We start from the raw sequence: 24,776 nt of genomic DNA, 5'->3' as shown, positions 1-24,776 counted from the left end.
GCGATTTGTCGCGGTCGCCCCCCGGCTGTGGAAGGGGGGGATTGGGGCCGGCGCACAAACCAAAAGAACCCCCGAAAATGTCTTTCGACATCTTCGGGGGTTCCGCTTGGGTGAGCGACGGGACTCGAACCCGCGACAGCCAGGATCACAACCTGGTGCTCTACCAACTGAACTACGCCCACCATTGCCTCGGCCACCGGTTTGACCCGGCTGCTTTGACGAAAGAGATACTAGCGCGAAAGTCGGTCAGGAAGCCAATCGGCAGGTCAGGCGGGACCCAAGCCCTCTACGACGGCTGCGATCTCCGCGCTCGACGGTCCGGGCGCCGCGACGAATGCAGTGCCGCGGTAGTACTTGAGTTCGCGGATGGATTCCTTGATGTCGGCGAGTGCCCGGTGGGCGAGACCTTTTTCGGGCTGGCCGAAGTAGATTCTCGGGTACCAGCGGCGGGAGAGTTCCTTGATGGAGCTGACATCGATCATCCGGTAGTGCAGGTATGTGTCCAGCGCCGTCATGTCACGCGAGATGAATCCGCGGTCGGTGGCGATGGAATTACCTGCCAGGGGAGCCGTACCGGCGACGGGAACGTGCTTGCGGATGTACGCGAGCACCTCTTTCTCCGCCTCGGCGAGGGTGACCGTCGACTTACGAACCTCTTCGGTCAGTCCCGACTTCGCGTGCATCTTCTTCACGACGTCGGGCATCGCAGCCAATGCGTCGTCGTCGGCGTGGATGACGATGTCCACACCTTCGCCCAAGATGTTCAAGTCGCTGTCGGTCACCAGAGCCGCAATCTCGATGAGTTTGTCCGACTCGAGTCGCAGCCCGGTCATTTCACAATCGATCCATACCAATTTGTCCTGCACCAGGAACACAGTAGTGCGCGCGGGCGCGGGATAAGGTCTGCGGTGGAAACTCGACGTGTGCAAGACGGCGTTCGGGTGATGACAAGAACTTCGCCGCATTGCAACGAGGAGGGCTTTTCGATGACCGTGGATCCGAAGGACGGAGCCGCGCCGCTGACGCCGGCGGAGAAGGCGAAAGCTGCCAAGGCTGCCGCTGCCGAAGCCGCTCGGATTGCAGCTGAAGCCGCTGCGGCAGCTGAGGAAGCCGAGAAGGAAGCGGCTGCCGCTGAAGCCGAAGCATCGGCCGGAGCCACCCCCGCTGCTCAGGCGCCGTCGGGTGCTGCAGCTGAAATCGCGGCGGGCTATTCATCCGAGGGGCGGGCACTCGAGCTCGGCTCGGTGGTGATCGACGGAGTGGCAGATCCCACCGCGCGGGTGCGGATTCCGTTGGCGACGATCAACCGTCACGGTCTGATTGCCGGTGCGACGGGTACCGGCAAGACCAAGACGTTGCAGGGCATCGCCGAGCAGCTGTCCGCCGCGGGTGTGCCGGTAGTGATGGCCGACGTCAAGGGCGATCTCTCGGGTCTGTCGAAGGCGGGGGATCCGAGCGAGAAGATGAAGGCTCGCGCAGTCGAGACGGGCGACGATTCGTGGACTCCCGCTGGGATGCCAGTCGAGTTCTTGTCGTTGGGTACTGACGGAATCGGTATCCCGGTGCGCGCGACCATCACCAGTTTCGGGCCGATCCTGCTCAGCAAAGTGTTGGGCCTCAACGAGACCCAGGAATCGACTCTCGGACTGATCTTCCACTGGGCCGACACTCAGGGCCTGGCCCTGCTGGACCTCAAGGATCTGCGTTCGGTCATCGCCCACCTGACGAGCGCTGAGGGCAAGGCGGATCTGAAGGGTATCGGCGGAGTTTCCTCCGCGACGGCGGGAGTGATTCTGCGCGCGTTGGTCAACCTCGAAGCCGACGGCGGTGACACCTTCTTCGGCGAACCGGAACTCGAAACCGAGGACCTGCTGCGTGTCGTCGGCGGTGCCGGTGTGATCACGCTGTTCGAACTCGGTGCCCAGGCCGCGCGTCCGGCAATGTTCTCCACCTTCCTGATGTGGGTGCTCGCGGACCTGTTCCAGACGCTGCCCGAAGAGGGAGATCTGGACAAGCCGAAGCTGGTGTTCATCTTCGACGAGGCGCACCTTCTGTTCGCGGACGCGTCGAAGGCCTTCCTGCAGCAGGTCGAACAGACGGTCAAGCTGATTCGCTCCAAGGGCGTCGGCGTGTTCTTCTGCACGCAACTTCCGACCGACATTCCCAATTCGGTGCTGTCACAGTTGGGCGCGCGCGTCCAGCACGCCCTACGCGCATTCACGCCCGACGATCAGAAGGCGCTCAACAAGACCGTTCGTACCTACCCGAAGACCGAGCACTACGACCTGGAAAAGGCACTGACTTCACTCGGCATCGGTGAAGCCATCGTGACCGTGCTTTCGGAAAAGGGTGCGCCGACGCCGGTGGCCTGGACCAAGATTCGTCCTCCGAGGTCGCTGATGGACACCATCGGCAACGACGCGATCAAGGCGGCAGCGTCGTCGAGTCCGCTGAATCAGAAGTACGGCCAGACCATCGACCGCGAGTCGGCGTACGAAAAGTTGACGGCCAAGGTGGCCGGTGCTCCGACGGCGGATCAGTCCGTGGATCTTCCGTCGCTGCCCGATCTGCCGCCACCGCCGCCGGCCGAACCTGAGGGCCCCAACATCGCCGAGCAGATCTTGGGTAACTCGGCCGTGAAGAGCTTCCTGCGTTCTGCGGCTTCGGCTGCAGGGCGGGAGATTTCGCGAAACATCTTCGGTACCGGTAGCCGTCGCAAGCGCTGAGGCTTAGGCGCCCGCGAGGTCAGATTCCGACCTCGCGGGCCAATAGGTCGTTGATCGATTCACGCCTGATCAACGGCCGCGCAATCCCGCCCAGCACAGCGACGACCGGCGGCCGGCCGACGCTGTTGTAGGTGGAGGCCATGCTGTGGTGGTATGCGCCCGTACACGGCACTGCCAACACGTCACCTTCATGTAGGTCGGCGGGAAGCCTTGCTCCGACGGCGATTTCGTCGCCCGATTCGCAGTGCCGCCCGGCGACGGTGACTTCCTGGAGCGGTGCGCTCGAATGCCGGTTCACCAATTCGACGTCGTAGTGGCTGTCGTACAACGACACCCGAGGGTTGTCGCTCATCCCACCGTCGACGGAAACGAAGGTTCGACCGCCGCTGATCGACTTGATGTTCTGTACGCGATAGAGCGTGACTCCGGCACGCGCGGCGATCGCTCGGCCAGGCTCGAGCACGATTTCGGGGCGAGGGAAGCGGTTTCGGGTGCACGCGTCGTCGAGAGTTTCGTCGATGACGTGAGCGAGGCGGGTCAGATCCAGTTGGGCGTCTCCCGGCATGTATGCGATCCCATGGCCACCGCCGAGATCGAGTTCGGTGAGGATGATTCGATACGTGCGTCGTATGTCGTCCATCTGTGCGATCATCGTCTCGATCGCGGGGCGGAAGAGTTCGGGATCGGTGATCTGGGAGCCGAGATGGCAATGCAGGCCGATGAGTTGTAGGTGCGTCGCGTTGGCGACGACGGATACCGTACGTTCCAGTTCTTCGGAAAACGCTGGTAGGCCGAACTTTTGGTCCAAGATGCCTGTGGACACTGCCTTGTGTCCGTGTATGTCGATGCCGGGTGTGACTCTGATCAACACCTTCTGTCGGTGGGTACACACCGACGCGAGCCGTACCGCTTCGCTGGGGGAGTCGAGGACGATCCGGCCGACACCCGCGTTGACCGCCGCCCTCAGTTCGGAAACCGATTTGGCATTGCCGTGCAGGATGATTCGGTGGGGGTCCACGCCCGCGGCAAGCGCGACGGCGAGTTCACCGGCGGAACAGACATCCACCCCGAGTCCCTCGTCGGAGACCCAGGTAGCCATCGCTCGAATCATCAGTGCCTTGCCGGCGTACACGATCTCCGAGTCGGGGAAGATCTCTCGATACGTGCGGCAGCGGTGCCGCACGTCCGCCTCGTCGACGACGTACGTCGGTGTGCCGTACTGGTCCGCGATCTCTTCGAGGGAGACGTCGCCGATGCAGACACGCCCGCTGTGGTCGTGGCGAGTACTGATGGGCCACAACGCAGGATCCATACGCGGTGTCATTGCGCCGCGTAGGGAGGGGAAGATTTCGAGTAGCGTCACGTCGATCTCCTGAAGGTGACCCGCCGTGTTGCGGGCTACCTTCAGATCTACTCCCGAAGATCACCGGTGGGGCGGATCTTGACGCTTACTTGACGCGCCGCCGAACGAGGTTGACGCGGCCCTGACGTCCTCGACTTACTGTGCTCGCCGGCGCTTCCATCCGAACCAACCGAGCACCGCGAGCAATGCCACCGCGGCGCCTCCGCCGATGACCGTCGATCGGTCGGCGGACACACCAACGGACGGAGTTCCGCCGGCACTCGGGGCGTAACCGGCGCCGTACACGGACTCGACCGCAGCTTGGATGTCGAACCCGGTTTCGGTAGCCGGCCCGCAGCTGTGCCCCTCGTGCTCGGCGTCGACGTCGTACGGCGCAGAAACGAACATCAGCTGCTCGGTGCCGAGCACGTAGCTTGTGCCACAACCGTTCCCGTTCGCGAGTGTCCCCACCGACGTCGCCGATGCCAGATCGCCTTTGTAGACCCGGCTGACGTCGAACAGGTAGGTGTCCTCGAACCCGTCCGAAGTTTTCTCCGTCGGAGTCCCGAGGAAAACGGTGCTGGAGACGCTCACGGCTTCTTCCGGGTAGCCGATGATGCGCACGAACATGCATTCGCTGCCGTGGGCAGCAGTAAGGGCAACCCTCCGGTCAAAAGAAGGATTGCCCCGACTGCCAGTGTTCTTCGCATCGCCATTAACCGACTATATGGTCTGCTACGGCCTGCTCTGAGAAGTTTGCGTGAATCAGCCGCCGAGCTTCTTGTAGAACGTGCCCACGATGGGCGCAACGACGGCACGCGGGCTGTAACCGCCCGCGACGGACATCGCCTTGCTCAAGATGCCCGGTACGACGCGCATCTTGTTCTCGGCCAGGCCGTCGAGCGAGACCTTGGCGGTGTACTCGCTCGAGATCCAGAAGAAGTCCGGGACGAGCTTGTCGACGATCGACGCTTCGGCCGGGTCCGGGGTTTCGGTGCGTACGGGGCCTGGGGCGAGCAGGGTGACGTTCACTCCGGTGCCCTTGAGTTCACCTCGCAACGATTCCGCGAAGGTGTTCACGAACGCCTTCGTGGCGGCGTACGTCGCATTGTTGGGGATCGGCATGTTTCCGGCCGCGGACCCGACCATCAGGATGGCTCCGGACTTGCGTGCGAGCATGCCGGGCAGCACGGCCAGCGTGAGATCGTGCACTGCAACGGCGTTGAGCTCGACCTGGTCGCGCTCGTATGCCGGGTCCAGCTCGGCGATCGGCCCGAAGGTGGCGATACCGGCGTTGTTGCACAGGATGCTGATGTCGCGGCCACCGAGTTCCTCGACCAGAACGGCACGCGCCGCGCTGTCGGAGAGGTCCGATGCACGGACCTCCACCTCGACGCCGTGCGCGGCGCGAAGCTTCTCGGCGAGGACCTCCATGACCTCGCCACGACGGGCAACGAGGATCAGGGAATGTCCGCGTGATGCCAGATCAGCGGCCAGTGCCTCTCCGATGCCGGAGGAGGCGCCGGTCACTACGGCGCGGGCTGTGGTTGTGGGTGTCGGCAGGCTCACGATCAGTCAGCGTAGCCGGTCAGATCTTCGCGGCCAGTCGTGTGCCCTGTTCGATGGCACGCTTGGCGTCGAGTTCTCCTGCCACGTCGGCGCCGCCGATGATGTGGGTCACCACGCCCGCGACGGTCAGTTCGTCCACGAGATCGCGAACCGACTCCTGCCCGGCGCAGATGACGATGGTGTCGACCTCGAGGAGTCGGGGCTTCTCGTGCTTCTCACCGAAGGTGATGTGCAGGCCGGCGTCGTCGATGCGCTCGTAGTTGACGCCCGAGAGCTCGTGGACGCCCTTGTTCTTGAGGGCCGCCCGATGGACCCAGCCGGTGGTCTTCGCGAGGCCGGCGCCGATGCGTCCTGGCTTGCGTTGGAGGAGGTAGACCTCCCGCTCGGAGAGCTCCGGTACCGGAGTGGTTAGAGCGCCCGGGGCCATTTCGGGTTCGGTGACGCCCCATTCCTGCTTCCACTCCTTGAGATGAAGAGTGGGGGAAGTGGGGTGCGTGAGGAATTCGCTCACGTCGACGCCGATGCCGCCGGCGCCGATGACGGCGACGGACTTGCCGACGGGCTTGCCCTCTCGGACGACCTCGGCGTAGGTCAGCACCTTCGAGTTCTCGATGCCGGGGATCTTGGGAACGCGCGGCGTCACGCCGGTGGCAACCACCACTTCGTCGAAGGATCCGATGAGATCTGTCGGTGTGACGCGGGTTTCGAGCTTGACCGTCACTCCGGCCACGTCCAGCATGCGGGTGTAGTAGCGAATGGTTTCGGCGAACTCTTCCTTACCCGGAATGAGCTGTGCGATCCCGAACTGTCCGCCGATCTTGTCCGAAGCCTCGAACAACGTGACCGAATGACCACGCTGAGCAAGATTGAGTGCTGCGGAAAGTCCGGCAGGACCGGCACCGACGACGGCGAGGTTCTTGGTCCGCCGAGTGGGGGAGAGGATCAGTGTGGTTTCGCGGCCCGCGCGCGGGTTGAGCAGGCAGGAGACCTGCTTGTGAACGAAGGCGTGGTCGAGGCAGGCCTGGTTGCAGGCAATGCACGTGTTGATCTCGTCGGACGCTCCTCTCTCGGCCTTGTTTACCCAGTCAGGATCGGCGAGCATCGGCCTGGCCATCGAAATCAATTGTGCGTCACCGCGGTTGAGGATCTCTTCGGCGGTCTCGGGCATGTTGATCCGATTCGAGGCGGCTACCGGAATGTCGACGTGCTTCTCGAGCTTGCCTGTTATGTCGACGAAGGCTGCTCGGGGAACCGAGGTGACGATGGTGGGCACCCGTGACTCGTGCCACCCGATGTCGGTGTTGATGATCGTGGCGCCGGCGGCTTCGACTTCCTTTGCCAGTGAGACGATTTCATCCCAGGTCTGACCGCCCTCGACCAGGTCTGCCATCGACAGCCGGAACACGATGATGAAGTTCGGGCCGACAGCCTTGCGTGTGCGTCGCACGATTTCGACTGCCATGCGTCGACGGTTCTCGGAACTGCCGCCCCACTGGTCGGTGCGCTTGTTCGTGCGCTCGCAGAGGAACTGGTTGATGAAGTAGCCCTCACCGCCCATGATTTCGACGCCGTCGTAACCCGCGGACTTGGCCAGGCGCGCGCAGCGAACGTAGTTGCGGATCTGCCAACGCACCCCACGGCCGGTCAGCTTGCGCGGACGGAACGGGTTGATGGGCGCCTTGATCGACGACGCGGAGACACTGAAAGGCTGGTAGCTGTAGCGGCCGGCGTGCAGGATCTGCATGGCGATCTTTCCGCCCGCGTCGTGAACCGCCTTGGTGATCCGGCGGTGACGGCGCGCTTCGATGCGGTTGGTCAGCTTGGCACCGAAGGGCAAGAGCCAACCGGTGCGGTTGGGCGCGTAGCCGCCGGTGATGATCAAGCCGACACCGCCACGAGCACGTTCGGCGAAGTACTCCGCCAAGCGGTCGGTGTCCTTCGCGCGATCTTCGAGGCCGGTGTGGATCGATCCCATGACGACGCGGTTCTTCAGCGTCGTGAATCCGAGGTCGAGCGGTTCGAGTAGGCGGGGGAACTGCGTATCCGTCATGACTGAAGATGTCCTTCCGTGGCGTACTCGCCAGTGTCTTCGATGGCGTACTCGCCAGTGTCTTCGATGGCGTACTCGCCAGTGGGCAATGCGTCCAGAACTTCCTGGCACCAGTCGGTGAATCCTTCTTCGACGCGGATACCGCCGCGAAGTACCAGGTACTGGTGCAGTGAAGAGCCGGAAAGTGCTGCTGGATTGGGGAAGTCACGCTTTTCGATGAGTCGGTAGACGTCGAGGCGGGCGGCGTGGCCGTCGCGGTGGCGAGCGACTTCGCGGCGTAGAGCGGGGAGATCGGCGTGCGCTGCTGCCCTGATCTTGATGGCCAACTCGTTGCGCAGGTGGTTCGGTTCGGACGGCTCGGCGATCCATCGGGTCAGTTCGGCGCGGCCGGCATCGCTGACGCGGTACATCTTCTTGTCCGGGCGGCCGTCCTGCGCGATGGCCTCCACCTCCACCCAGCCTGCCTCGTCCATTCGCTTGAGGACTCGGTAGATCTGCTGGTGCGTCGCGCTGTGGAAGAAGCCGATCGACTTGTCGAACCGGCGTGTGAGGTCGTATCCCGACGCATCCTGTTCGGACAGGGAGACGAGCAACGCATGTTCGAGTGCCATGGAAAAAGTATCTATGCACTCAGGTGCGTATGCAACTAAGTGCGTACTAACTTGGGTGCATAGAACGTCTTGTATGTCGACTCTCGGAGAGAGGCGCCGAGTCGCCCGCGCGCAGTTAGGCTTCGCCGTATGAGCGCCGAGTCCACGAGCATGCAGGCCGAGCCACCCGCAGGCATCGGTGGTGCGGCCACGAAGAGTCAAGTGTTCGCGTGGGGGCTGTGGGATTGGGGATCGGCAGCATTCAACGCCGTGATCCTCACGTTCGTCTTCTCGGTCTATCTCACCGACGCGGTCGGCGACGACCTGCCCGGCACGATTTCGGCAACTACGTGGCTCAGTTGGGCTCTCGGAATCGCCGGCTTCTTCATCGCGATACTCGCCCCGATCACCGGACAGCGTTTCGATGCGTCGGGTAAACGCAAACTCTCGCTCGCGATACTCACCGGCATCACCGTGCTCTCGATGGCGGGTCTCTATTTCGTCGAGGACAACTACCGCTACCTGTGGCTCGGATTGGTTCTGCTCGCAATCGGTTCGGTGATTTTCGAACTGGCCGGCGTGCCGTACAACGCCATGATGCGGCAGGTGTCGACACCGGAGAATCTGGGACGAGTCTCCGGCTTCGGCTGGGCCATGGGATATTTCGGCGGAATCGTGCTGCTGTTGCTGTGTTACTTCGGGTTCATCGTCGGCGACGGCGACACTCGGGGATTCCTGGGATTGACCACCGACGGCGGCATGAACATCCGGATGGTGGCACTGCTGGCTGCAGTGTGGTTCGCGGTCTTCGCGATTCCGGTGTTCTTCAAGGTTCCCGAGTTGCCCAGCCCCGCGGTCGATCCGGGAGCGTCCAAGGCCGGGTTCCTCGACTCCTATCGGGTGTTGTGGCGCGATCTGCGCGAACTCTGGAACGTCGACAGGCGCACGATCTGGTACCTGATCGCGAGCGCACTCTTTCGTGACGGTCTGGCGGGCGTGTTCACCTTCGGAGCCGTGTTGGCTGTCAACGTCTACGGAATCAGTGCGGCCGACGTCCTGCTGTTCGGTGTTGCCGCCAACGTGATTTCCGCAATCGGTGCATTGGTGGCCGGACGCTTCGACGATCGGATCGGACCCAAACAGGTCATCACCGTGTCGCTGGCGTCGATGATCGTGGTCGGCGCGATATTGATCGCGGTGTCCGGGCCGGTGATGTTCTGGATCTTCGGTCTCGCGCTCTGCCTGTTCGTCGGGCCCGCTCAGTCTTCGGCACGAACCTTCTTGGCACGCATCACCCCGCCTGGGCGTGAAGGTCAGATGTTCGGCCTGTATGCGACCACAGGCCGAGCAGTGTCGTTCTTGGCGCCGACACTGTTCGGCCTGTTCGCTTGGCTCTTCGGTGCAGACCGTGCCGGCATCATCGGACTGCTGGTGGTTCTCGGCGTCGGCCTTGCCGCATTGTCGATGGTGAAGGCGCCGGAAGGGGACAGTGCGATCCCCGTCAATCCTTGAAGTAGACCAACTGGTGTGTCGTAGCGAGCAATGCGCCGTCACTGCCCCAAATTTCGGCCGACTGATCGAAGTACCCGTTGCCGAACCGTTGGGTCCGCGCCGTTCCCAGGACGGAATTGTCTGCCTGTTCGGTCAGCGTCTGAGCGTCGGCGTGGAAGTAGATGGTCATCGAGACCGTTCCGGCCGGAGCCATCTTGCCTCGGCGCAAGAAGACTCGTGGGAAGAAGACATCGCACAGTGCGGTCAGCGACGTGAAGTCGAGAGCGCGTGCCGGTTGATCGCGCACCCAGAGTGTCGTGGTCGAGTCGGGATGCTCGCCCGACTCCAGGTCGGGGATCGCACCTTCGACAAAGCGCATCTCGTAGTTCTGTGCCCAGGCGATGAACTCGGGGAACGGCAGCAGCGCAACGTCTTCGGCCGATGGAACCTTCGGCATCGTGATCTCGGTCGACGACCAGGTTTCACGCATGGTACCGAACACTGCCGTCGCGGTAGTGGCGACGGTCCCGTCCTGAGATAGTTCGATGGACCAGTGCTGCGTCGAGCGGTTGGTACGCACCGGCCGGGCGGAGATCTCGAAGGCGCCCTCGGTGATCGGGCCGGCAAAGTTGACGGTCAACGACAGCGGATCGCCGAGGCGTTCGGGGTGCTTCAGTACAGATTCGAGCAACGTGGCAGCGGTGACGCCGCCGAACGGCCCGACCATGTTGTTGTACGCCGGATTGGTTTCGCCGGTCGACAAGCCGGCGGTGAGTGGCGTCAATCCGACAGCGGTGTCGAACGGATGGGGTGGTGCAACGGTCTCGGTCATCGCAGAACTCCTGGTGGTGGAATCAATTCGGCTCTATGTATGACAACATACATAGAGCCGAATTCGTCGCGACGATCAGGATCCTGCACGTGCGAGGATTGCCTCGGCCAACTCTTCGGCTCGCTCTTCCGGAATCCAGTGACTTCCGCCGTCGAGCACGACGAACTCGTAGGGAGCGTCCACGAATTCACCACAGCGTTCTGCGCCTGCGCGGCCGAGCGCTGTGTCGCCGGTGCTCCAGACATACGTGGTCGGCACGGTGGTGCGATCGATGTCGCCGAAGTCGCGAGTCATCGCGCGGTACCAGTTCAAGGCGCCGGTGAGCGCGCCCTCCCCGCTCAGGACACGAATGTGCTCGTCGGCGAATTCAGGATCGATCTGGCCGTCGAACATGGCGCGCAGCCGGCGGAAGTTGTCCTCCGACAACACTTCCTCGGCTTTGCCCTCCTGTCGGAGAAGTCCGATGTACGACGAGCGTTGCTTCTGGTCCTCGTCCTCGCGGAGTGCCCAACCGAAGGCGGTGGGGTGGGGGACCGAGATGGCTGTCAGGCTGCGGATCCGGTTCGGATGGCGACCGGCGACCTGCCAGGCGACCGCCGAACCCCAGTCGTGGCCGACCAGATGCGCGTCGGACAGGCCGAGTGCGTCGAGCAATCCGACGACGTCGGCTACCAGATGCTCGATCTTGTAGGCATCCACCCCTTCGGGGCGCGCGCCGGCGGAGTATCCGCGCTGATTCGGTGCGATCACACGGTATCCCGCCGCGGTGAGCAGTGGTGTGACCTTGCCCCAGGATGCGGCGCTCTCCGGGAAGCCGTGCAGCGCTACCAGCGGAATGCCGTCGTCCGGGCCCGAGATCAGTACGTCGAAGGTGAGGTCGCCAACGGGGATTTCGTATGTACTCGTGGAAGACATGACTCTCACCGTACGTCGAAAAGGTGAACCCGAGGTCAGTTTCGAGGTGGATTCCAGGTGGCCATTCCGAGCATGATGACTCGCAGTTGCTTCTCGGCTCGTGTGATGACGGCGGCTTCGTCGCGATACCCGGCCGTCCCGGCGTCCAGCAGTTCGACGACAGCGCTGAACATCGTCGAGACGATCAGGTCGGCAGCCATTTCCAGATCGTCCGACGACCAGCTTTCCAGTCCGGCAATTCTGGAGAGGTCGATGGTCAGTTCGCTGACGAACAACCGCATTTCAGTGGCTATCGCACGTCGTACCTCACTGACGCCGCTGTAGCGTTCGCGGCAGAGGAACCGAAACTGTCGCTCGTGTGTATGCACTTGTCGCACAAGGATGCCCAGTGACGTAGCGGCGTCCTTGGTGCTGGGATTACGCCTTGCGTCGCGCAGCATCTGGCGCAACATGCGCATGCTCTCTTCGACGAGGACGACACCGACGTCCTCCAGTGAAGCGAAGTGGCGGTAGAACGCCGTCGGAACGATCCCGGCTTCCCTGGCTACCTCTCGCAAGCTGATTCCGGCGAAGCCGCGATCGGCCGAGAGGTCCATGGCAGTGTCCAGGAGCGCTTGGCGTGTGCGTTCCTTCTTTGCGGCACGACTTTCCGGTTCCCTGTTGTCGGGTTCCCTGCGCTCTGGGTTCACCGGTCCGGCCTTCGTCACGACGTCGAGTGTAGGTACAGGCATTCCGGCTCCTTTCGGCAACTCGTGTAACTCGGATCACATTCTTGTTGACATGTACTTGTGTGCACCTGTCACACTATCTTCGGTGAACATTTGTACACTGAATTCACGCCGTCGGGGGAAGCTAGCCCAGCAATCGATACACCCGGCAACCGAAGTACGAGGAGGGTCATGACAATCGCATCTGCTCCTGAGAACACGACACCGAAGTCCACACCTCGGCGCGGACTGTCCTTGGTGGGACTGATCGAAGCCATGGCTGCTCCACATCAGATCGATCGGTACCTCGAGTTGGTCAACCCGATGGCGACCGTTCGTGACATCCGCGCGCAGGTTGTCGCCGTCGATCATCCGACCGCTGACTCCGTCACTCTGACGCTGCGCCCGACTCGCCAGTGGCGCGGTTTTCAGGCGGGCCAGTTCGTGCAGTTGGGCGTGGTGATCGACGGTGTTCGTCACACTCGCTGCTACTCGCCGGCCGGCGGCGCGTCTACGCGCAGCGGGCTGATCGAGCTCACCGTGAAAGCGCATCCCGGTGGCCTGGTGTCGCAGTATCTGTACGCCAACGCGGCGCCCGGACTCGTTGTCAGCCTCTCGCAGGCAGACGGTGTGTTCTCCCTTCCCGTCGACCGCCCGCGTCGGGTGTTGTTGATCAGTGGCGGCAGTGGAATCACCCCGGTCATGTCGATGCTTCGGACGCTGGTGGAGGAGGAGCACTCGGGCGAGATCGTGTTCGTGCACTACGCGAACACCGATGCCGACGTGGCATACACGCGCGCGCTGAAGACCATCGCCGAGCAGAACCCGAACGTGAAACTGGTACTCGTGTACACCGAAAGCGGTGGAGGTGACCTCGAAGGTTTCTTCGATCGCGGGCACCTCGACGCCGTGGCTCCGTGGATCGCCGATCCGGACACGATCGACGCCCAGGCTTATCTCTGCGGGCCTCCCGGTCTGATGCGGGGAGTGCGTGAGGTGTTCCGTGAGCTCGACGTCGAGCACTTGCTCAATACCGAGGAGTTCGCGCCGGCGGTGGCCGAGCCGGGTGAGGCCGGCGGCGAGGTGTCATTCACCAAAAGTGGGGTGGCGGCCGAGAACTCCGGCGAAACACTTCTCGAACAAGCAGAAGCTGCGGGCCTCAATCCCGAATACGGATGCCGGATGGGAATCTGCTTCTCCTGCACCTCCGTCAAGAAGGCGGGTCGTACCCGAAACGTGCGCACCGGTGAGACAGACGACGAGCCGGACAAGAAGATCCAGCTGTGCGTCAGCGCTCCCGTCGGCGACGTCACCGTCGACATCTGAAGTCCCATTTTCCACACGACTGTCTGGAGACCGACATGTTTGGACTTTCACTTCCCACCCTCCCGTTCCTCGGCAACGGTTCCGATGCGAAGGACGACGCTCCCGTCGTCCTGACGTACGAGCAGGTCGAGGAGATCGGCCGCGAGTTGGACGCCTTGCGTGATCGCACCGTCGCTTCGCTTGGGGCCGAAGACCGGGAGTACATCTACAAGATCATCAAGGCTCAGCGCGGGTTCGAGGTCGCAGGTCGCGGCTTGATGTACCTCGGATTCCTACCGCCGGTGTGGCTCGCGGCAGTCGGTGCGCTGAGTGTGTCGAAGATTCTCGACAACATGGAGATCGGCCACAACGTCATGCACGGTCAATATGACTGGATGCGGGAACCCGGGCTCAATTCCGAAGTCTTCGAATGGGATACGGTGTGCCCGGCCGACCAGTGGCGACACTCGCACAACTACATGCATCACACGTACACCAATATTCTCGGCAAAGACCGTGACATCGGATACGGCATCCTGCGTATCGACGACGCGCAGAAGTGGAACCCCTATTACCTCGGTAATCCGGTCTGGGCCTTTGCCTTGATGATGCTCTTCGAGTGGGGTGTGATGATGCACGATCTCGAGATCGAGAACGTCATCCAGGGCAAACGCAAGTGGCACGACGTCAAGCCGCTTCTGAAGGGCTGGTGGAACAAGGCGGGCAAGCAGGTCCTCAAGGACTACGTCATCTTCCCGGTTCTGACGGGGCCGCTGTTCGTGACCACTCTCGCGGGGAACGTCACCGCCAACCTGGTCCGAAACGTGTGGACGTACTCGATCATCTTCTGTGGCCATTTCCCCACCGGCGTACAGAGCTTCACCGAGGACGAGACGGCCGACGAGACTCGTGGTCAGTGGTACGTGCGTCAGATGCTCGGCAGCGCCAACATCGAGGGAAGCCCGCTCTTCCACATCATGTCCGGCAACCTCTCGCACCAGATCGAGCACCACCTGTTCCCGGACCTGCCTGCGCATCGTTATCCGGAACTCGCTCCCCAGGTGAAAGAATTGTGTGGGAAGTACGGTTTGCCGTACAACACCGGTGGGTTCTTCAAGCAGATCGGTTCGGTATGGGGCAAGATCTTCAAGCTCGCTCTTCCGCCCGGTTTGGTCAAGTCGAAGACCCCTCCCGGTGTTATCGTCGAGCGCCAGCGAACTGCAGCCTGAGAGGCACACACTGATGGTCGGGAAATTCGAACGCCGCAAGGACACGGTCCAGGAACTGACCGAAAGTGCAGCCAACCACGTGGGCTCCATCGCGATGATCATCGCCGGGGCTGTTCGAGACGTGACGCGCGAGATCGGTGACTGGGTGTCCGACGGAATCGAGATGCGTGAAGCAGCGAAAAAGGCTGCGGCTGACGATCGTTCGGAGTCCGTGACCATCGAGCACGACGAGACCGATCCACCGGAAGATTGGCGTTGATTCCAACTCTTCGATCGCCGAGACAGTAAGGCCGACGGCCGGATCGCCCAAACCGCGAGCCGTTTCGCCTGAACGACCACGTTGCCCTCCGTCACAGATGACGGAGGGCAACGTGGGTTTCGCGGACTGTTTCGGCGGCCGAAGACGCGGATCGAACACCGATCACAAGTGAGGTCCTAAGCAGCGCTTCCGAGGCTCGCCGAGTCGAAGCTGCCGAGCCCGGTGCTGCCGAGACCGCTGCTACCGACCCCGCCCAATGCGAGCGCATTGCTGCTACCCGCGCTCAGTAGCTGGACGATGATGTTGATGACGATGGGGTCGCCGGTGAGCGGAATTGTAGGCACAGGGGGACCTGCTTTCTGTTTCGAGATGTGGTGAGCAAGGTGAGCGGCGACGGGATCGTCGACGTGGTCAGGCGGGCTGTTTCAGCCACTTCCGGTGCTGCCGAGCGACACGATAGAGCCGTTGCCGAAGCCGAGTGCTCGGGAGAGTGAGCCGAAGTCGATGACCAGGCTGCCCAGGGTGTGCTGGTTTATCACAGTGGTTCCTGTCTGTGCCGCGACTTTGTGATGCGAGCGGGTAAGTCGATCAGGGAGCAGGCGTCGTGGGAGTTTCGCCGCCGCCGCCGCCAATCGGAGAGTTGTTGGTGTAGAGGAAACTGCTGCCGGCGTTGAACATCTGTAGGACGGTGTTCATGACGACGGCCAAAGCGCCTGTGGTTGGTGCGGCGATCATGTGCTTGCTCCTGGTTTCAGCGGTGGCGACGTGGTGGTCACCGTGGTCACCGCCATCACAGTGTCAGGCGGCTTGGAGCGGGCCCTGCGCGAGAGATTCTCTCGCACAGGGCCCGAGATTCGTCCTAGGAGACGCCGCCGCCATCCGTCGAGCCCGTGCCGGTGCTGCCCGCGTTGAAGAGCTGCAGGATGGTGTCGAAGAAGGCACCGAGGAGAGCGTTATCCTGGCCGTTGATCATGTGTTTCCCCTTAATTGTTACTGGTTTGCGCGGTGATTCGCACCACACTTTTATAGCCCGGTTCGGAACGGAAAAGTGGGGTCCAGGCGCCACACGTGGACAGCTAATAGCGAGGATGTGAGTGTTCACATTTTCGCTGGACGATTGTCCACATCAGTGCTTGCGAAAGTCAGAGAGATCATGGCAGCGCGCAGTTTGAGCAGTTCAGAGGGCAGGGCCGGATCCAATCCGGTCAGGGTTGCGATGCGCTTGATTCGATTGTCGACGGTGTTGGTGTGCAGGCCGAGCGCCGACGCGGTGCGCTGACGATGCTGGCCGTTGGCGAGGTGTATGGACAATGTCTGCAGCAGTTCCGGATTGCCGTCGAGTGGCCTTAGAAGATTGATCAAGCTGTCGCGGCCTGCGCCACCCCGAGTGAGTTGATACTCGAGCGCGAGGTCTTCCATTCGGTACGACCGCGCCGGCAGTCTCAGGCGCCGCACGAGTTGCGCCAATTCGTGAGTGGTTGCTTGGGCGGCGGCGATATCTCGTACCGCGGCGTTCTCGGCGATTGCTGTGATCTCCACCCCGACCGTTGCGCGTGCACGTTGGATGACCTCGCACACTGTTCCCCAGTCGGGTGTGCCCTCGATCAGGACCAGACCACGTTGCGGTGCAGGAGCTTCGAGCAGCGCCGACCCGAAGTGGGCCGCGATTTTCGATTGAGCGACGGAGAGGTCACGGTAGGCCTGTATGCGCTGGTGGTTGCCGTTGCGTGCTCCCGGGCGGATGGGCGGCAGGTTCACCAGGAGCCGCAGGACGAGATAGCGGGGTGCGAGTTCAACGCCCATCTGCAACGCAAGCTGGGTGGGATCGTCGCCGTCCAGCATGGCTTTCACGAGAGCGCCGGCGGAGTATTCCCCGAGTTGGGAGCCAGCTGGGAGAGCCGAGAGATAGCTGATCGAGATGAACGAGTGAAGCCGCTGCGCGAGTGCGAACAAGAACTCGTTGAGATCCCCGAGATTGGCGGAGTCCTCGGCGTCGGCCCGGCTGAGGATGAGGGTGCGAAAAGTGCTGATGCCCTCGTTGGTCAAGTTGAGGATCGCGCTGAGTGGCACGCCTTTCAATGCTTGTTGGACGGTCATCGTGTGAATGCCGTCCAACTCTTGGTCGGTGGGAAGTTTGCGGTGATCCAGCAGCTGGATCCCCACTTGGAGCCCCTGCACGATCACCGCAATCAGTTCCCGACGAACTGCCTCCGTTTGGAGGGAAGTCAACGTCGGGTTGGCACGGGACAGGTGATCTACGAGATCGCTTGCCAGTGGGATGACGTCGTAGACCGCTGTGGAGGCGGGCTTGCCTCCCAACATGAGCGGTCCCGGGTTGTTCAGCAGCGCTGGGGACATGGGTGGCCTCCTCTAGACAGGTGCGTCGCCTGGCACAGGCACCCGGAGGCTCGGCGCGTTACGAAGCGGGGTACACGCTGAGGCCTTGTTCGGGGGCATACTCGCCGCTGAAATTTGCGGATCGAATTGCGCCAGGCGTTGTGATTTCTACCACATGAACGATCGTCCAACTGTGAAATGGACAAATGTGAAGATAAGTCCATATGCCCCACGCGCTGCGGACCTAAACAATCGTCCACTTACGGTGTTTTTCGACGTCAGAGCGGAAAACGGATTCGGAGGACACCACGAGTTCCGTCTGGGATCATTGCCGGCGCCGACGGTGCTCGTCGCGGGCGATTTGCTCAGATCAAGCTCGAGGGCCCTGGGTCCTCGAGGACCCAGGGCCCTCGAGGCCTAGGTATTGATTCGACCGGTCCGATGTACGGGAACCGGTTCAGGGTGAAATCACCCCTTTTTGTACTGCTGTCTGTATTGCGGAAATCTCTAGATGACGCCCAGCGAAATCATGGCGTCGGCCACCTTCACGAAGCCGGCAATGTTCGCGCCGTGCACGTAGTCGCCCGGCTTTCCGTACTCGGCAGCGGTGTTGATGGTGCGCTTGTGAATGCCGCGCATGATTCCGGCGAGACGCTCGTCGGTGTACTCGAAGCTCCAGGAATCACGCGAAGCATTCTGCTGCATTTCGAGGGCGGAGGTTGCGACGCCACCGGCGTTGGCCGCCTTGCCGGGCGCGAAGGCTACGTTCGCGTCACGGAAGAGCTGGATGCCGCCGGGGGTGGTGGGCATGTTCGCGCCTTCGGCAACGGCCTGAACGCCGTTGGCGATCAAGGTCTTTGCGGCATCTTCGTCGAGCTCGTTCTGAGTCGCGCAGGGGAGTGCGACGTCGCACGGCACGTCCCAGATGGAACCATCGGCGATGAACTCGGCATGCGGAACTGCGTCGGCGTACTCGCTGATGCGGCCGCGGCGAACTTCCTTGATCTCCTTGAGGAGGTCGAGATCGATGCCCTTCTTGTCCACGATGTATCCCGAGGAATCCGAGCAGGCGATCGCGACGCCGCCGAGCTGGTGGATCTTCTGGATTGCGTAGATGGCGACATTGCCGGATCCGGAGATCACGACGTTCTTGCCTTCGAGGCCTTCACCCTTTGCCTTGAGCATTTCGGCGACGAAGTACGCGACGCCGTAGCCGGTGGCCTCGGTGCGAACCTGCGATCCGCCCCAGGTGATGCCCTTGCCGGTGAGGACGCCCGACTCGTACGTGTTGGTCAGCCGCTTGTACTGACCGAACAGGTAGCCGATCTCGCGACCGCCGACGCCGATGTCGCCGGCCGGAACGTCGGTGTATTCACCGATGTGACGCTGCAGTTCGGTCATGAAGGACTGACAGAAGCGCATGACCTCTGCGTCGGAGCGGCCCTTGGGATCGAAGTCCGAGCCACCCTTGCCGCCGCCGATGGGCAGGCCGGTGAGTGAGTTCTTGAAGATCTGCTCGAAGCCGAGGAACTTCACGATGCCCAGGTTGACGCTGGGGTGGAAGCGCAGGCCGCCCTTGTAGGGGCCGAGTGCACTGTTGTACTGCACGCGGAAGCCACGGTTGACGTGAACGTTGCCCTGGTCGTCGGTCCACGGCACGCGGAAGATGATCTGGCGTTCCGGCTCGCAAAGCCGCTCGATGAGTCCGGCGTCGGCGTAGCGGGGGTGGCGTTCGAGCACTACGTGAAGAGACTCGAAGACCTCAGCGGCGGCCTGATGGAACTCGGGCTCTCCTGCATTGCGAACCAAAACCTGATCGTAAATCTGCGCTACGCGGTCACGTACGGACACCGCTCACCTACCTCGTTGTGAGAACTCTTTTACATTTCCGTTACATACTAGGCGCCCTTATTGCTGTATCGGACAACTGTCCCGTGAAGGTGAAATCGGACACAGCTGTCACTTGTGTCAGTTGAACGGGCGATTTATAACAATTTGCTCAGCTTTCACTCTCTTAACACAGTCCAAATGGTTTGCTTCTGCGGTCGGGGATCACTGTGCCTGTGGTCCGAACGGGAGTCGAAATGATCAGAGGGGCTGCACGTGCGTAAAAAACACTCCATGTCGGCGATGTTGTCGATAGGCGTCGTCACGATTGCCGCGACGATTGCCGCAGCACCGTCTGCGTCGGCGATCGGCGGACCGTGTGGGTCGGGAGGAAGTGGTTCCGCCGGATCGATGACGGGTTCGCTCGGTTCGCTGACCGGATCACTTGGCAGTGGTTCCGCCGGTACCGGCTCCCTCGCCAACGCGTTGCCGTGGATCACCGGCGCGCCCAACGGTGCTCTGCCGGTGCTGACCGGCCGCACCAAAGCGATCGAAATGGTCACTGGCCCAGGCAGTCCCAACAACACGATCGAGCGGTTCAACGTGTCGGGAACCGACCTCGGAATCATGTGGGACAACGGTCTTTCGGGGCCGGATCACGACGTTCTGATGGCATTCGGCGATACGGTTGGCGACTGCGACACCCCGGGTGACGACTGGCGTAGCAACGTGTTGTTTCGCAGCAACGACACCGCCATCGCCGACGGCATGAAGATCGACAGTTCTCCTTTGGACGGCCCCAATCATTCCAAGGAGATCATTCCGGGATTCGGCATTCCGGGCGAGTTCACCACCATCCCGACCGCTGGAATCTCTTACGGTGGCGTGCAGTACATCAGATTCATGTCCGTTCGGTCGTGGGACGAACCAGGGGCCTGGACCACCAACTATTCGGCTCTGGCTTTCTCCACGGACAACGGTGAGAACTGGGAGCTCGATCCGGCGACGGTTCGCGCGAACACAGAAGGACTCGGTATCCCGGGGATTCCGGCGGTATCACCGATCAATTCCAACTTCCAGCAGAGTGCCTTCGTCGACGGACGCGATGGTTACCTGTACGAATACGGAACTCCCTCAGGCCGTTTCGGTAAGGCGATCCTGGCGCGAGTTGCCGGCGCCGACATCAGAAACCTCGGCGCCTACGAATACTGGGACGGCTCCGGTTGGAGTCCGCGAGATACCGATGCCGTTCAGGTCATCAAGGCACCGGTCAGTGAACTCGCAGTGCAGTGGAACGACTACCTGAACAAGTACGTTGCCATGTACACCAGTGCCGAGGGCAACCTGGTGATCCGTCAGGCCGACCAACCGCAAGGCCCGTGGAGTGGTACGCAGACCCTGTTGAGTGGAATCACGTTGCCCGCGTTGTACGGCGGATTCATGCACCCGTGGGCGAGCGGACAGTTCCTCGAATTCGTCGCCACCACGTGGGACCGTTACAACGTCATCTACATGCGGACCGATTTGAACGGACTCCAGATGGCGTCATCGGATTCGCGCGATCGTCCTGACCCCGCGACCACCGGTGAGGCTCGCGTCCTCGAAGTCACGATGCCGGAAGACCGCTAGCCCGAGCAAGATTCGACAACTGTGGCCTGCAACTCGATCGAGTTGCAGGCCACAGTTTTGTGAGCGTTGATTTCGGTGATGCTCAGAGAATGAAGAGCATTTCCTGATACGTCGGGAGTGGCCAGTGATCGTCGGCGACGATGGTTTCGAGGAAGTCGGCCGCTGCACGTACCTCTGCCATGGCGGGCAGGAGTGCGTCCTGTGCGTGCTTGGCCTGATCGAATGGCGACTCGCCGGCGTCGGTGTCGATTGCTGCGCGCAGGGCCGCGAGCGCTGTGCGCAGAGCCGCAACGGGCGCCGACACTTCTTCGAGCGGAGCTGAATCCGGTTCGAGGCCGGCGGACTTCAGTGCGACGAAGTTCTGCGCAACTTCCGTCTGGTGGCGCACTGCAGCCGGAAGGATCAGCGTCGTACCGATTTCGGCGGCCAGGCGTGCCTCGACGCCGATGCTCAGTGCGTACTGTTCGAGTCCGACCTCGTAGCGACTGTGCATCTCTCGGTGGTTGAAGACCTTGTACTTCTCGAAGAGTTCCATCGAGGACTCGGTGATCAGTTCAGGAAGGGCGTCCAGCGTCGTGCGAAGGTTCGGCAGGCCGCGAGACTCGGCCTCGATCTGCCAGTTCTCCGAGTAACCGTCGCCGTTGAAGACAACCGCACCGTGGTTGGTGATGATCTCGGTGAGCAGATTCTGGACGGCGGTGTCGAAATCCGCGCCGTCGGCAACCGCGGCCTCCAGTTCGGTGGCCATGTAGTCCAAGGCCTCGGCCATGATCGTGTTGATGGTGACCATCGGGCCGTTGACTGTTTGCAGCGATCCTGGTGCGCGGAACTCGAAACGGTTGCCGGTGAAGGCAAATGGGCTCGTGCGGTTGCGGTCGCCCGGATCGGTCGGCAGGACGGGAAGGGTGTCGGCTCCGATCATCATGGTGCCCTTGTCCTTCGACGATGTTGCCGCGCCCTTGGCGATCTGCTCGAAGACGTCGGCCAGTTGATCGCCGAGGAAGATCGAGATGATTGCCGGGGGCGCCTCGTTGGCACCGAGACGGTGATCGTTGGTTGCCGATGCGACCGACGCGCGCAGGAGGCCGGCGTATTTGTGGACGGCCCGGATGACTGCGGCGCAGAATACGAGGAACTGGGCGTTGTCATGCGGATTGTCGCCGGGGACAAGCAAACTGCCGAGTTCGGAGTTGCCCAGCGAGAAGTTGACGTGCTTGCCGGAGCCGTTGACACCGTCGAACGGCTTCTCGTGGAACAGACATTCCATGCCGTGCTTCTTGGCGATGGTCTTGAAGGTGGTCATCAGCAACTGCTGGTGGTCGGCGGCGATGTTGCCTCGCTCGAACATCGGGGCGATTTCGAACTGGCCGGGGGCAACCTCGTTGTGCCGTGTCTTGGCGGGGATACCGAGTTTGAACAGTTCCCGCTCGGTGTCCATCATGAATCCGAGCACACGTTCCGGGATCGCCCCGAAGTAGTGGTCGTCGAACTCCTGGCCCTTGGGCGGCTTTGCGCCGAAGAGTGTTCGGCCGGCGTTGAGGAGGTCGGGGCGGGCGAGGAAGAAGTGTCGATCGATCAGGAAGTACTCCTGCTCGGGACCGCAGAACGACACGATGTGCTCGGGGTCGTCGTGGCCGAACAACTTCAGGATTCGTTCGGCGTGGAAACCCATTGCCTGTTGTGAACGCAGCAGGGGAGTCTTGTGGTCGAGCGCTTCGCCGGTCATCGAAACGAACACGGTCGGGATACACAGTGTGTTGCCGTTGGGGTTTTCGAGAACGTAGGCCGGGCTCGTGACATCCCAGCCGGTGTATCCGCGAGCCTCGAATGTGTTGCGCAGCCCGCCGTTCGGGAAACTCGAAGCGTCGGGTTCACCTTGGATCAAGGTCTTGCCGGCGAACTCCGCCAGTGCACTGCCGTCGCCGACCGGCTCGAGGAAGCTGTCGTGCTTCTCGGCCGTCAACCCGGTCAGTGGATAGAAGACGTGGGCGTAGTGGGTTGCGCCTTTCTCCAACGCCCAGTCCTTCATCGCCGACGCGACCGCATCGGCGACCATGGGATCAAGCGGTTTGCCTTGCTCGATCGTCGCCATCACCGACTTGTAGACGAGCTTGGGCAGTCGCTTCTGCATGACCACCTTGTTGAAGACGTTGGCACCGAACACCTCGCCGGGTGTCTCGTCGGTGGTGAAACTGACCACCGGAGGTGTGTAGGCCTCGACGTCCTTGATCGCTTGCAAGCGAACTGCATTTCCACTCATGTGCTTACCCCTCGCCCGGGCCCAGGGCTGCGCTGCTGATTGCGAGCCCGACTTCGGCAAACCCTACGAACCTCCGGTATCGGGGGTGTTTCGTAGATATTGCGCCTGTCCGCAAACTTCGAGTCACAACGGAAATGTCGATCTGTCGGAGGTCTACGGCAGACTTCGAGCCGACGGGCTATTGCACGACAGTCGAATCGGAGAGTCTTTGTGATCAGGGTGTTGGTGCCAACAACGGTGGAGCAGGGCGATCTCGCGGAAGTGCTTCGGTTGTATGACGAACTTGTCACCGAGACCCGAAAAGAGGTCGGCTGCATCAATTACGAGTTACTGCAGCGCACCGACAATCCCTGCGAGCTCGTGTTGGCGGAGGAATGGGAATCGCAGGAGCACCTCGACGCCCACACACATACCGAGCACTTCGTCAGGTTGGTTGAGGCGCTGGACAAGCTCGAGACGGCAGCGCCGGCGCAGATCTTCACGAAGGTTCTGTAGCGGCGGAGTCCGGTCTCAGTGCTCGCTCAGGCGTCGAACGAACATTCCGGAGAGCCTCGAGCGTCAACTAGGCGAGCCGTTCCGACACACGCGGAAACTGGTTTGCATCGACACGCCAGAATCATCGTAGGTCCGTCGAGTCCGATGTAGGACAGCGCCTTCGGGCTCCAGCCGGGCCTTGTGCCGGTGTCGGCCGACCTGCACGGGCGCTCTATACGGTCACGTCGGAGTAGGGCATATGCTCTGACACCCAAGGAAATACGACTTCCATGAGTAGCAGCACCACCGCGACCAAGAGAACGATCGCCAGCAGGGCCTTCACTGGTCGGGGGCCGGGGAGCGCGCCCCAGAGGTAGCCGTACATTCATTGCTCCTGGAATGCCGCGGGAATGGTGCCCGAAGTCTTCGAGATTGTTTCGACGAGAACCGCGTGGACGATCAAGCGTTCGCTGTTCGAGTAGAGCGGATGGCACGTGGTCAGTGTCAACATACTTTCCAGCGTGGCGTCGGGCTCGGCCCAAGGGCTTCCGGGCAGCGGGTTGACGACCGCAACATCCCCGGGCACGGTGATGTGCCGCCCGAGGAGATGGGCGTAGTCGCCTTCGGAAACCCGATCGGCTTGCTCGGGATTCAAGCAGGCTTTCGCCGCAGCGCGACGTTCGGGCGAGGCCTGGTCGAGTGGGAGTAACCGGTACGTCATCCACTGGGACTCGGTCTCCACGACGACGGCATCGCATGCATCGAGTCGATCCAGGTGTTGGAAGACTGCGCCGGAACCATTGCGGTGCCCGGCGAGCGCGAAGTTTCCGGCTTCGCCGGGCATCTGCGAGTCCGGGTAGTGGCCGGGGCCGGCCCGCAGGTCCTCGTTGCGTGTGCCCTCGACGATTGCGTACGCGGCGCCGAGTGTGGGGAAATGCACGCGCGCGAATCCCTCGCCGAGCACAGGGATCAGCGGGGACACCGGCTGACCGTCGATCGCTCCTGGGGCTTCGGGGACTTCGGCCCAGGATTCCTCCAGACTGTTGTTGAGCTCGTCCTGCAGCCGCCCTGAGACGATATTGGTCCAGAACGCCTCATAGATGACGAACAGCAAGATGACGACCCCGGCCGTGAGGAGCAGTTCGCCGATTACCTGGCCTGCGCCCGGCCGCCGACGCCCTGGAACTTTGGTATCGCTCACGGACCGGGGTCTCCTCTTCACAGATCTACCGAG

The 24,776-nt window shown here is 62.1% G+C and carries 22 protein-coding genes and 1 tRNA gene; 7 read left to right on the top strand and 16 right to left on the bottom strand.

All coding sequences use genetic code 11. From position 1 onward, the window contains the following. Positions 1 to 109: 109 nt before the first annotated feature. Both GJB56_RS11710 and orn read right to left on the bottom strand, forming a co-directional pair. Positions 110 to 182: transfer RNA gene (locus GJB56_RS11710), tRNA-His, on the bottom strand. Positions 183 to 266: 84 nt separating this feature from the next. Beyond that, positions 267 to 866, bottom strand: coding sequence for an oligoribonuclease (gene orn, locus GJB56_RS11705; RefSeq protein WP_024487359.1), 600 nt, complete (start codon positions 864 to 866; stop codon positions 267 to 269). A gap of 120 nt (positions 867 to 986) precedes the next feature. Between orn and GJB56_RS11700 the strand changes: the two genes are divergently transcribed. Further along, positions 987 to 2,726 carry a helicase HerA-like domain-containing protein gene (locus GJB56_RS11700; protein WP_019749136.1) on the top strand — a complete coding sequence of 580 codons (1,740 nt, stop codon included), beginning with the start codon at positions 987 to 989 and terminating at the stop codon, positions 2,724 to 2,726. A gap of 19 nt (positions 2,727 to 2,745) precedes the next feature. Here the strand turns inward: GJB56_RS11700 and lysA are convergent, their stop codons facing one another. The 5 genes from lysA to GJB56_RS11675 form a co-directional block, all read right to left on the bottom strand. Next, positions 2,746 to 4,089: a diaminopimelate decarboxylase gene (lysA, locus tag GJB56_RS11695; protein WP_113684225.1), complete on the bottom strand. Its 1,344-nt coding sequence runs from the start codon at positions 4,087 to 4,089 to the stop codon at positions 2,746 to 2,748. A gap of 135 nt (positions 4,090 to 4,224) precedes the next feature. After that, positions 4,225 to 4,698: a hypothetical protein gene (locus GJB56_RS11690; RefSeq protein ID WP_230091175.1), complete on the bottom strand. Its 474-nt coding sequence runs from the start codon at positions 4,696 to 4,698 to the stop codon at positions 4,225 to 4,227. Between the two features lie 135 nt (positions 4,699 to 4,833). Further along, a complete protein-coding gene (cmrA, locus tag GJB56_RS11685) occupies positions 4,834 to 5,637 on the bottom strand; it encodes a mycolate reductase (RefSeq protein WP_019749133.1) in 804 nt (267 codons plus the stop codon). A 19-nt stretch (positions 5,638 to 5,656) separates the two neighbouring features. Continuing rightward, a complete protein-coding gene (locus GJB56_RS11680) occupies positions 5,657 to 7,687 on the bottom strand; it encodes an NADPH-dependent 2,4-dienoyl-CoA reductase (protein WP_020970017.1) in 2,031 nt (676 codons plus the stop codon). Beyond that, complete coding sequence (locus GJB56_RS11675) at positions 7,684 to 8,298, bottom strand: PadR family transcriptional regulator (protein WP_019749131.1); 615 nt, start codon at positions 8,296 to 8,298, stop codon at positions 7,684 to 7,686. Before GJB56_RS11675 ends, GJB56_RS11680 begins: the two co-directional genes overlap by 4 nt. A gap of 129 nt (positions 8,299 to 8,427) precedes the next feature. Between GJB56_RS11675 and GJB56_RS11670 the strand changes: the two genes are divergently transcribed. Further along, a complete protein-coding gene (locus GJB56_RS11670) occupies positions 8,428 to 9,789 on the top strand; it encodes an MFS transporter (protein WP_046378786.1) in 1,362 nt (453 codons plus the stop codon). On the opposite strand, the gene GJB56_RS11665 is transcribed toward GJB56_RS11670, so the two are convergent. The 3 genes from GJB56_RS11665 to GJB56_RS11655 form a co-directional block, all read right to left on the bottom strand. Then, positions 9,779 to 10,600 (bottom strand): acyl-CoA thioesterase, encoded by an 822-nt coding sequence (locus GJB56_RS11665; protein ID WP_113684226.1) that lies wholly within the window; start codon positions 10,598 to 10,600, stop codon positions 9,779 to 9,781. The two genes, GJB56_RS11670 and GJB56_RS11665, sit on opposite strands and share 11 nt — an antisense overlap. Positions 10,601 to 10,675: 75 nt before the next feature. Then, on the bottom strand, positions 10,676 to 11,515 hold the full coding sequence (locus tag GJB56_RS11660; protein ID WP_003945355.1) for an alpha/beta fold hydrolase: 840 nt from the start codon (positions 11,513 to 11,515) through the stop codon (positions 10,676 to 10,678). Between the two features lie 35 nt (positions 11,516 to 11,550). Continuing rightward, positions 11,551 to 12,246, bottom strand: coding sequence for a TetR family transcriptional regulator (locus GJB56_RS11655; RefSeq protein ID WP_003945327.1), 696 nt, complete (start codon positions 12,244 to 12,246; stop codon positions 11,551 to 11,553). Between the two features lie 168 nt (positions 12,247 to 12,414). Here GJB56_RS11655 and GJB56_RS11650 point away from each other — a divergent pair, with 168 nt between their 5' ends. The 3 genes from GJB56_RS11650 to GJB56_RS11640 are packed head-to-tail and all read left to right on the top strand — an operon-like array spanning position 12,415 to position 15,015. Next, the gene (locus GJB56_RS11650; RefSeq protein ID WP_020970014.1) at positions 12,415 to 13,548 is read left to right on the top strand and encodes a ferredoxin reductase; all 1,134 of its coding nucleotides are present in this window, start codon (positions 12,415 to 12,417) and stop codon (positions 13,546 to 13,548) included. A 35-nt stretch (positions 13,549 to 13,583) separates the two neighbouring features. Next, positions 13,584 to 14,756: a fatty acid desaturase family protein gene (locus GJB56_RS11645; RefSeq protein ID WP_020908255.1), complete on the top strand. Its 1,173-nt coding sequence runs from the start codon at positions 13,584 to 13,586 to the stop codon at positions 14,754 to 14,756. A 13-nt stretch (positions 14,757 to 14,769) separates the two neighbouring features. Further along, positions 14,770 to 15,015, top strand: coding sequence for a hypothetical protein (locus tag GJB56_RS11640; RefSeq protein ID WP_019749125.1), 246 nt, complete (start codon positions 14,770 to 14,772; stop codon positions 15,013 to 15,015). A 176-nt stretch (positions 15,016 to 15,191) separates the two neighbouring features. Here GJB56_RS11640 and GJB56_RS31385 read toward each other — a convergent pair whose 3' ends face one another. The 4 genes from GJB56_RS31385 to gdhA all read right to left on the bottom strand — a co-directional run bounded on the left by GJB56_RS31385 (position 15,192) and on the right by gdhA (position 19,203). Next, entirely contained in the window at positions 15,192 to 15,359 is a 168-nt protein-coding gene (locus GJB56_RS31385; RefSeq protein WP_003945367.1) for a hypothetical protein, read from the bottom strand. Between the two features lie 244 nt (positions 15,360 to 15,603). Further along, complete coding sequence (locus GJB56_RS31380; RefSeq protein ID WP_167333749.1) at positions 15,604 to 15,750, bottom strand: hypothetical protein; 147 nt, start codon at positions 15,748 to 15,750, stop codon at positions 15,604 to 15,606. Between the two features lie 363 nt (positions 15,751 to 16,113). Continuing rightward, on the bottom strand, positions 16,114 to 17,373 hold the full coding sequence (locus GJB56_RS11635; protein WP_046378785.1) for a PucR family transcriptional regulator: 1,260 nt from the start codon (positions 17,371 to 17,373) through the stop codon (positions 16,114 to 16,116). A gap of 486 nt (positions 17,374 to 17,859) precedes the next feature. Next, a complete protein-coding gene (gene gdhA / locus GJB56_RS11630; protein ID WP_003945368.1) occupies positions 17,860 to 19,203 on the bottom strand; it encodes an NADP-specific glutamate dehydrogenase in 1,344 nt (447 codons plus the stop codon). 270 nt (positions 19,204 to 19,473) lie between these two features. Between gdhA and GJB56_RS11625 the strand changes: the two genes are divergently transcribed. Then, complete coding sequence (locus GJB56_RS11625; RefSeq protein ID WP_092763311.1) at positions 19,474 to 20,808, top strand: DUF4185 domain-containing protein; 1,335 nt, start codon at positions 19,474 to 19,476, stop codon at positions 20,806 to 20,808. Between the two features lie 82 nt (positions 20,809 to 20,890). Here the strand turns inward: GJB56_RS11625 and GJB56_RS11620 are convergent, their stop codons facing one another. After that, positions 20,891 to 23,068: a glutamine synthetase III family protein gene (locus GJB56_RS11620; RefSeq protein WP_019749120.1), complete on the bottom strand. Its 2,178-nt coding sequence runs from the start codon at positions 23,066 to 23,068 to the stop codon at positions 20,891 to 20,893. 225 nt (positions 23,069 to 23,293) lie between these two features. On the opposite strand from GJB56_RS11620, the gene GJB56_RS11615 reads away from it, so the two are divergent. Further along, positions 23,294 to 23,563 (top strand): putative quinol monooxygenase, encoded by a 270-nt coding sequence (locus GJB56_RS11615; RefSeq protein ID WP_223257903.1) that lies wholly within the window; start codon positions 23,294 to 23,296, stop codon positions 23,561 to 23,563. A gap of 364 nt (positions 23,564 to 23,927) precedes the next feature. Here the strand turns inward: GJB56_RS11615 and GJB56_RS11610 are convergent, their stop codons facing one another. Next, positions 23,928 to 24,743 (bottom strand): class E sortase, encoded by an 816-nt coding sequence (locus GJB56_RS11610; protein WP_113684227.1) that lies wholly within the window; start codon positions 24,741 to 24,743, stop codon positions 23,928 to 23,930. Positions 24,744 to 24,776: the final 33 nt, after the last annotated feature.

The sequence above is a fragment of the Rhodococcus sp. AQ5-07 genome, assembly GCF_009707305.1.
Lineage (GTDB): Bacteria > Actinomycetota > Actinomycetes > Mycobacteriales > Mycobacteriaceae > Rhodococcus_F > Rhodococcus_F erythropolis.
Note: the sequence above shows the minus strand (reverse complement) of the source record. Positions and strands in the feature narration are given on the sequence as shown.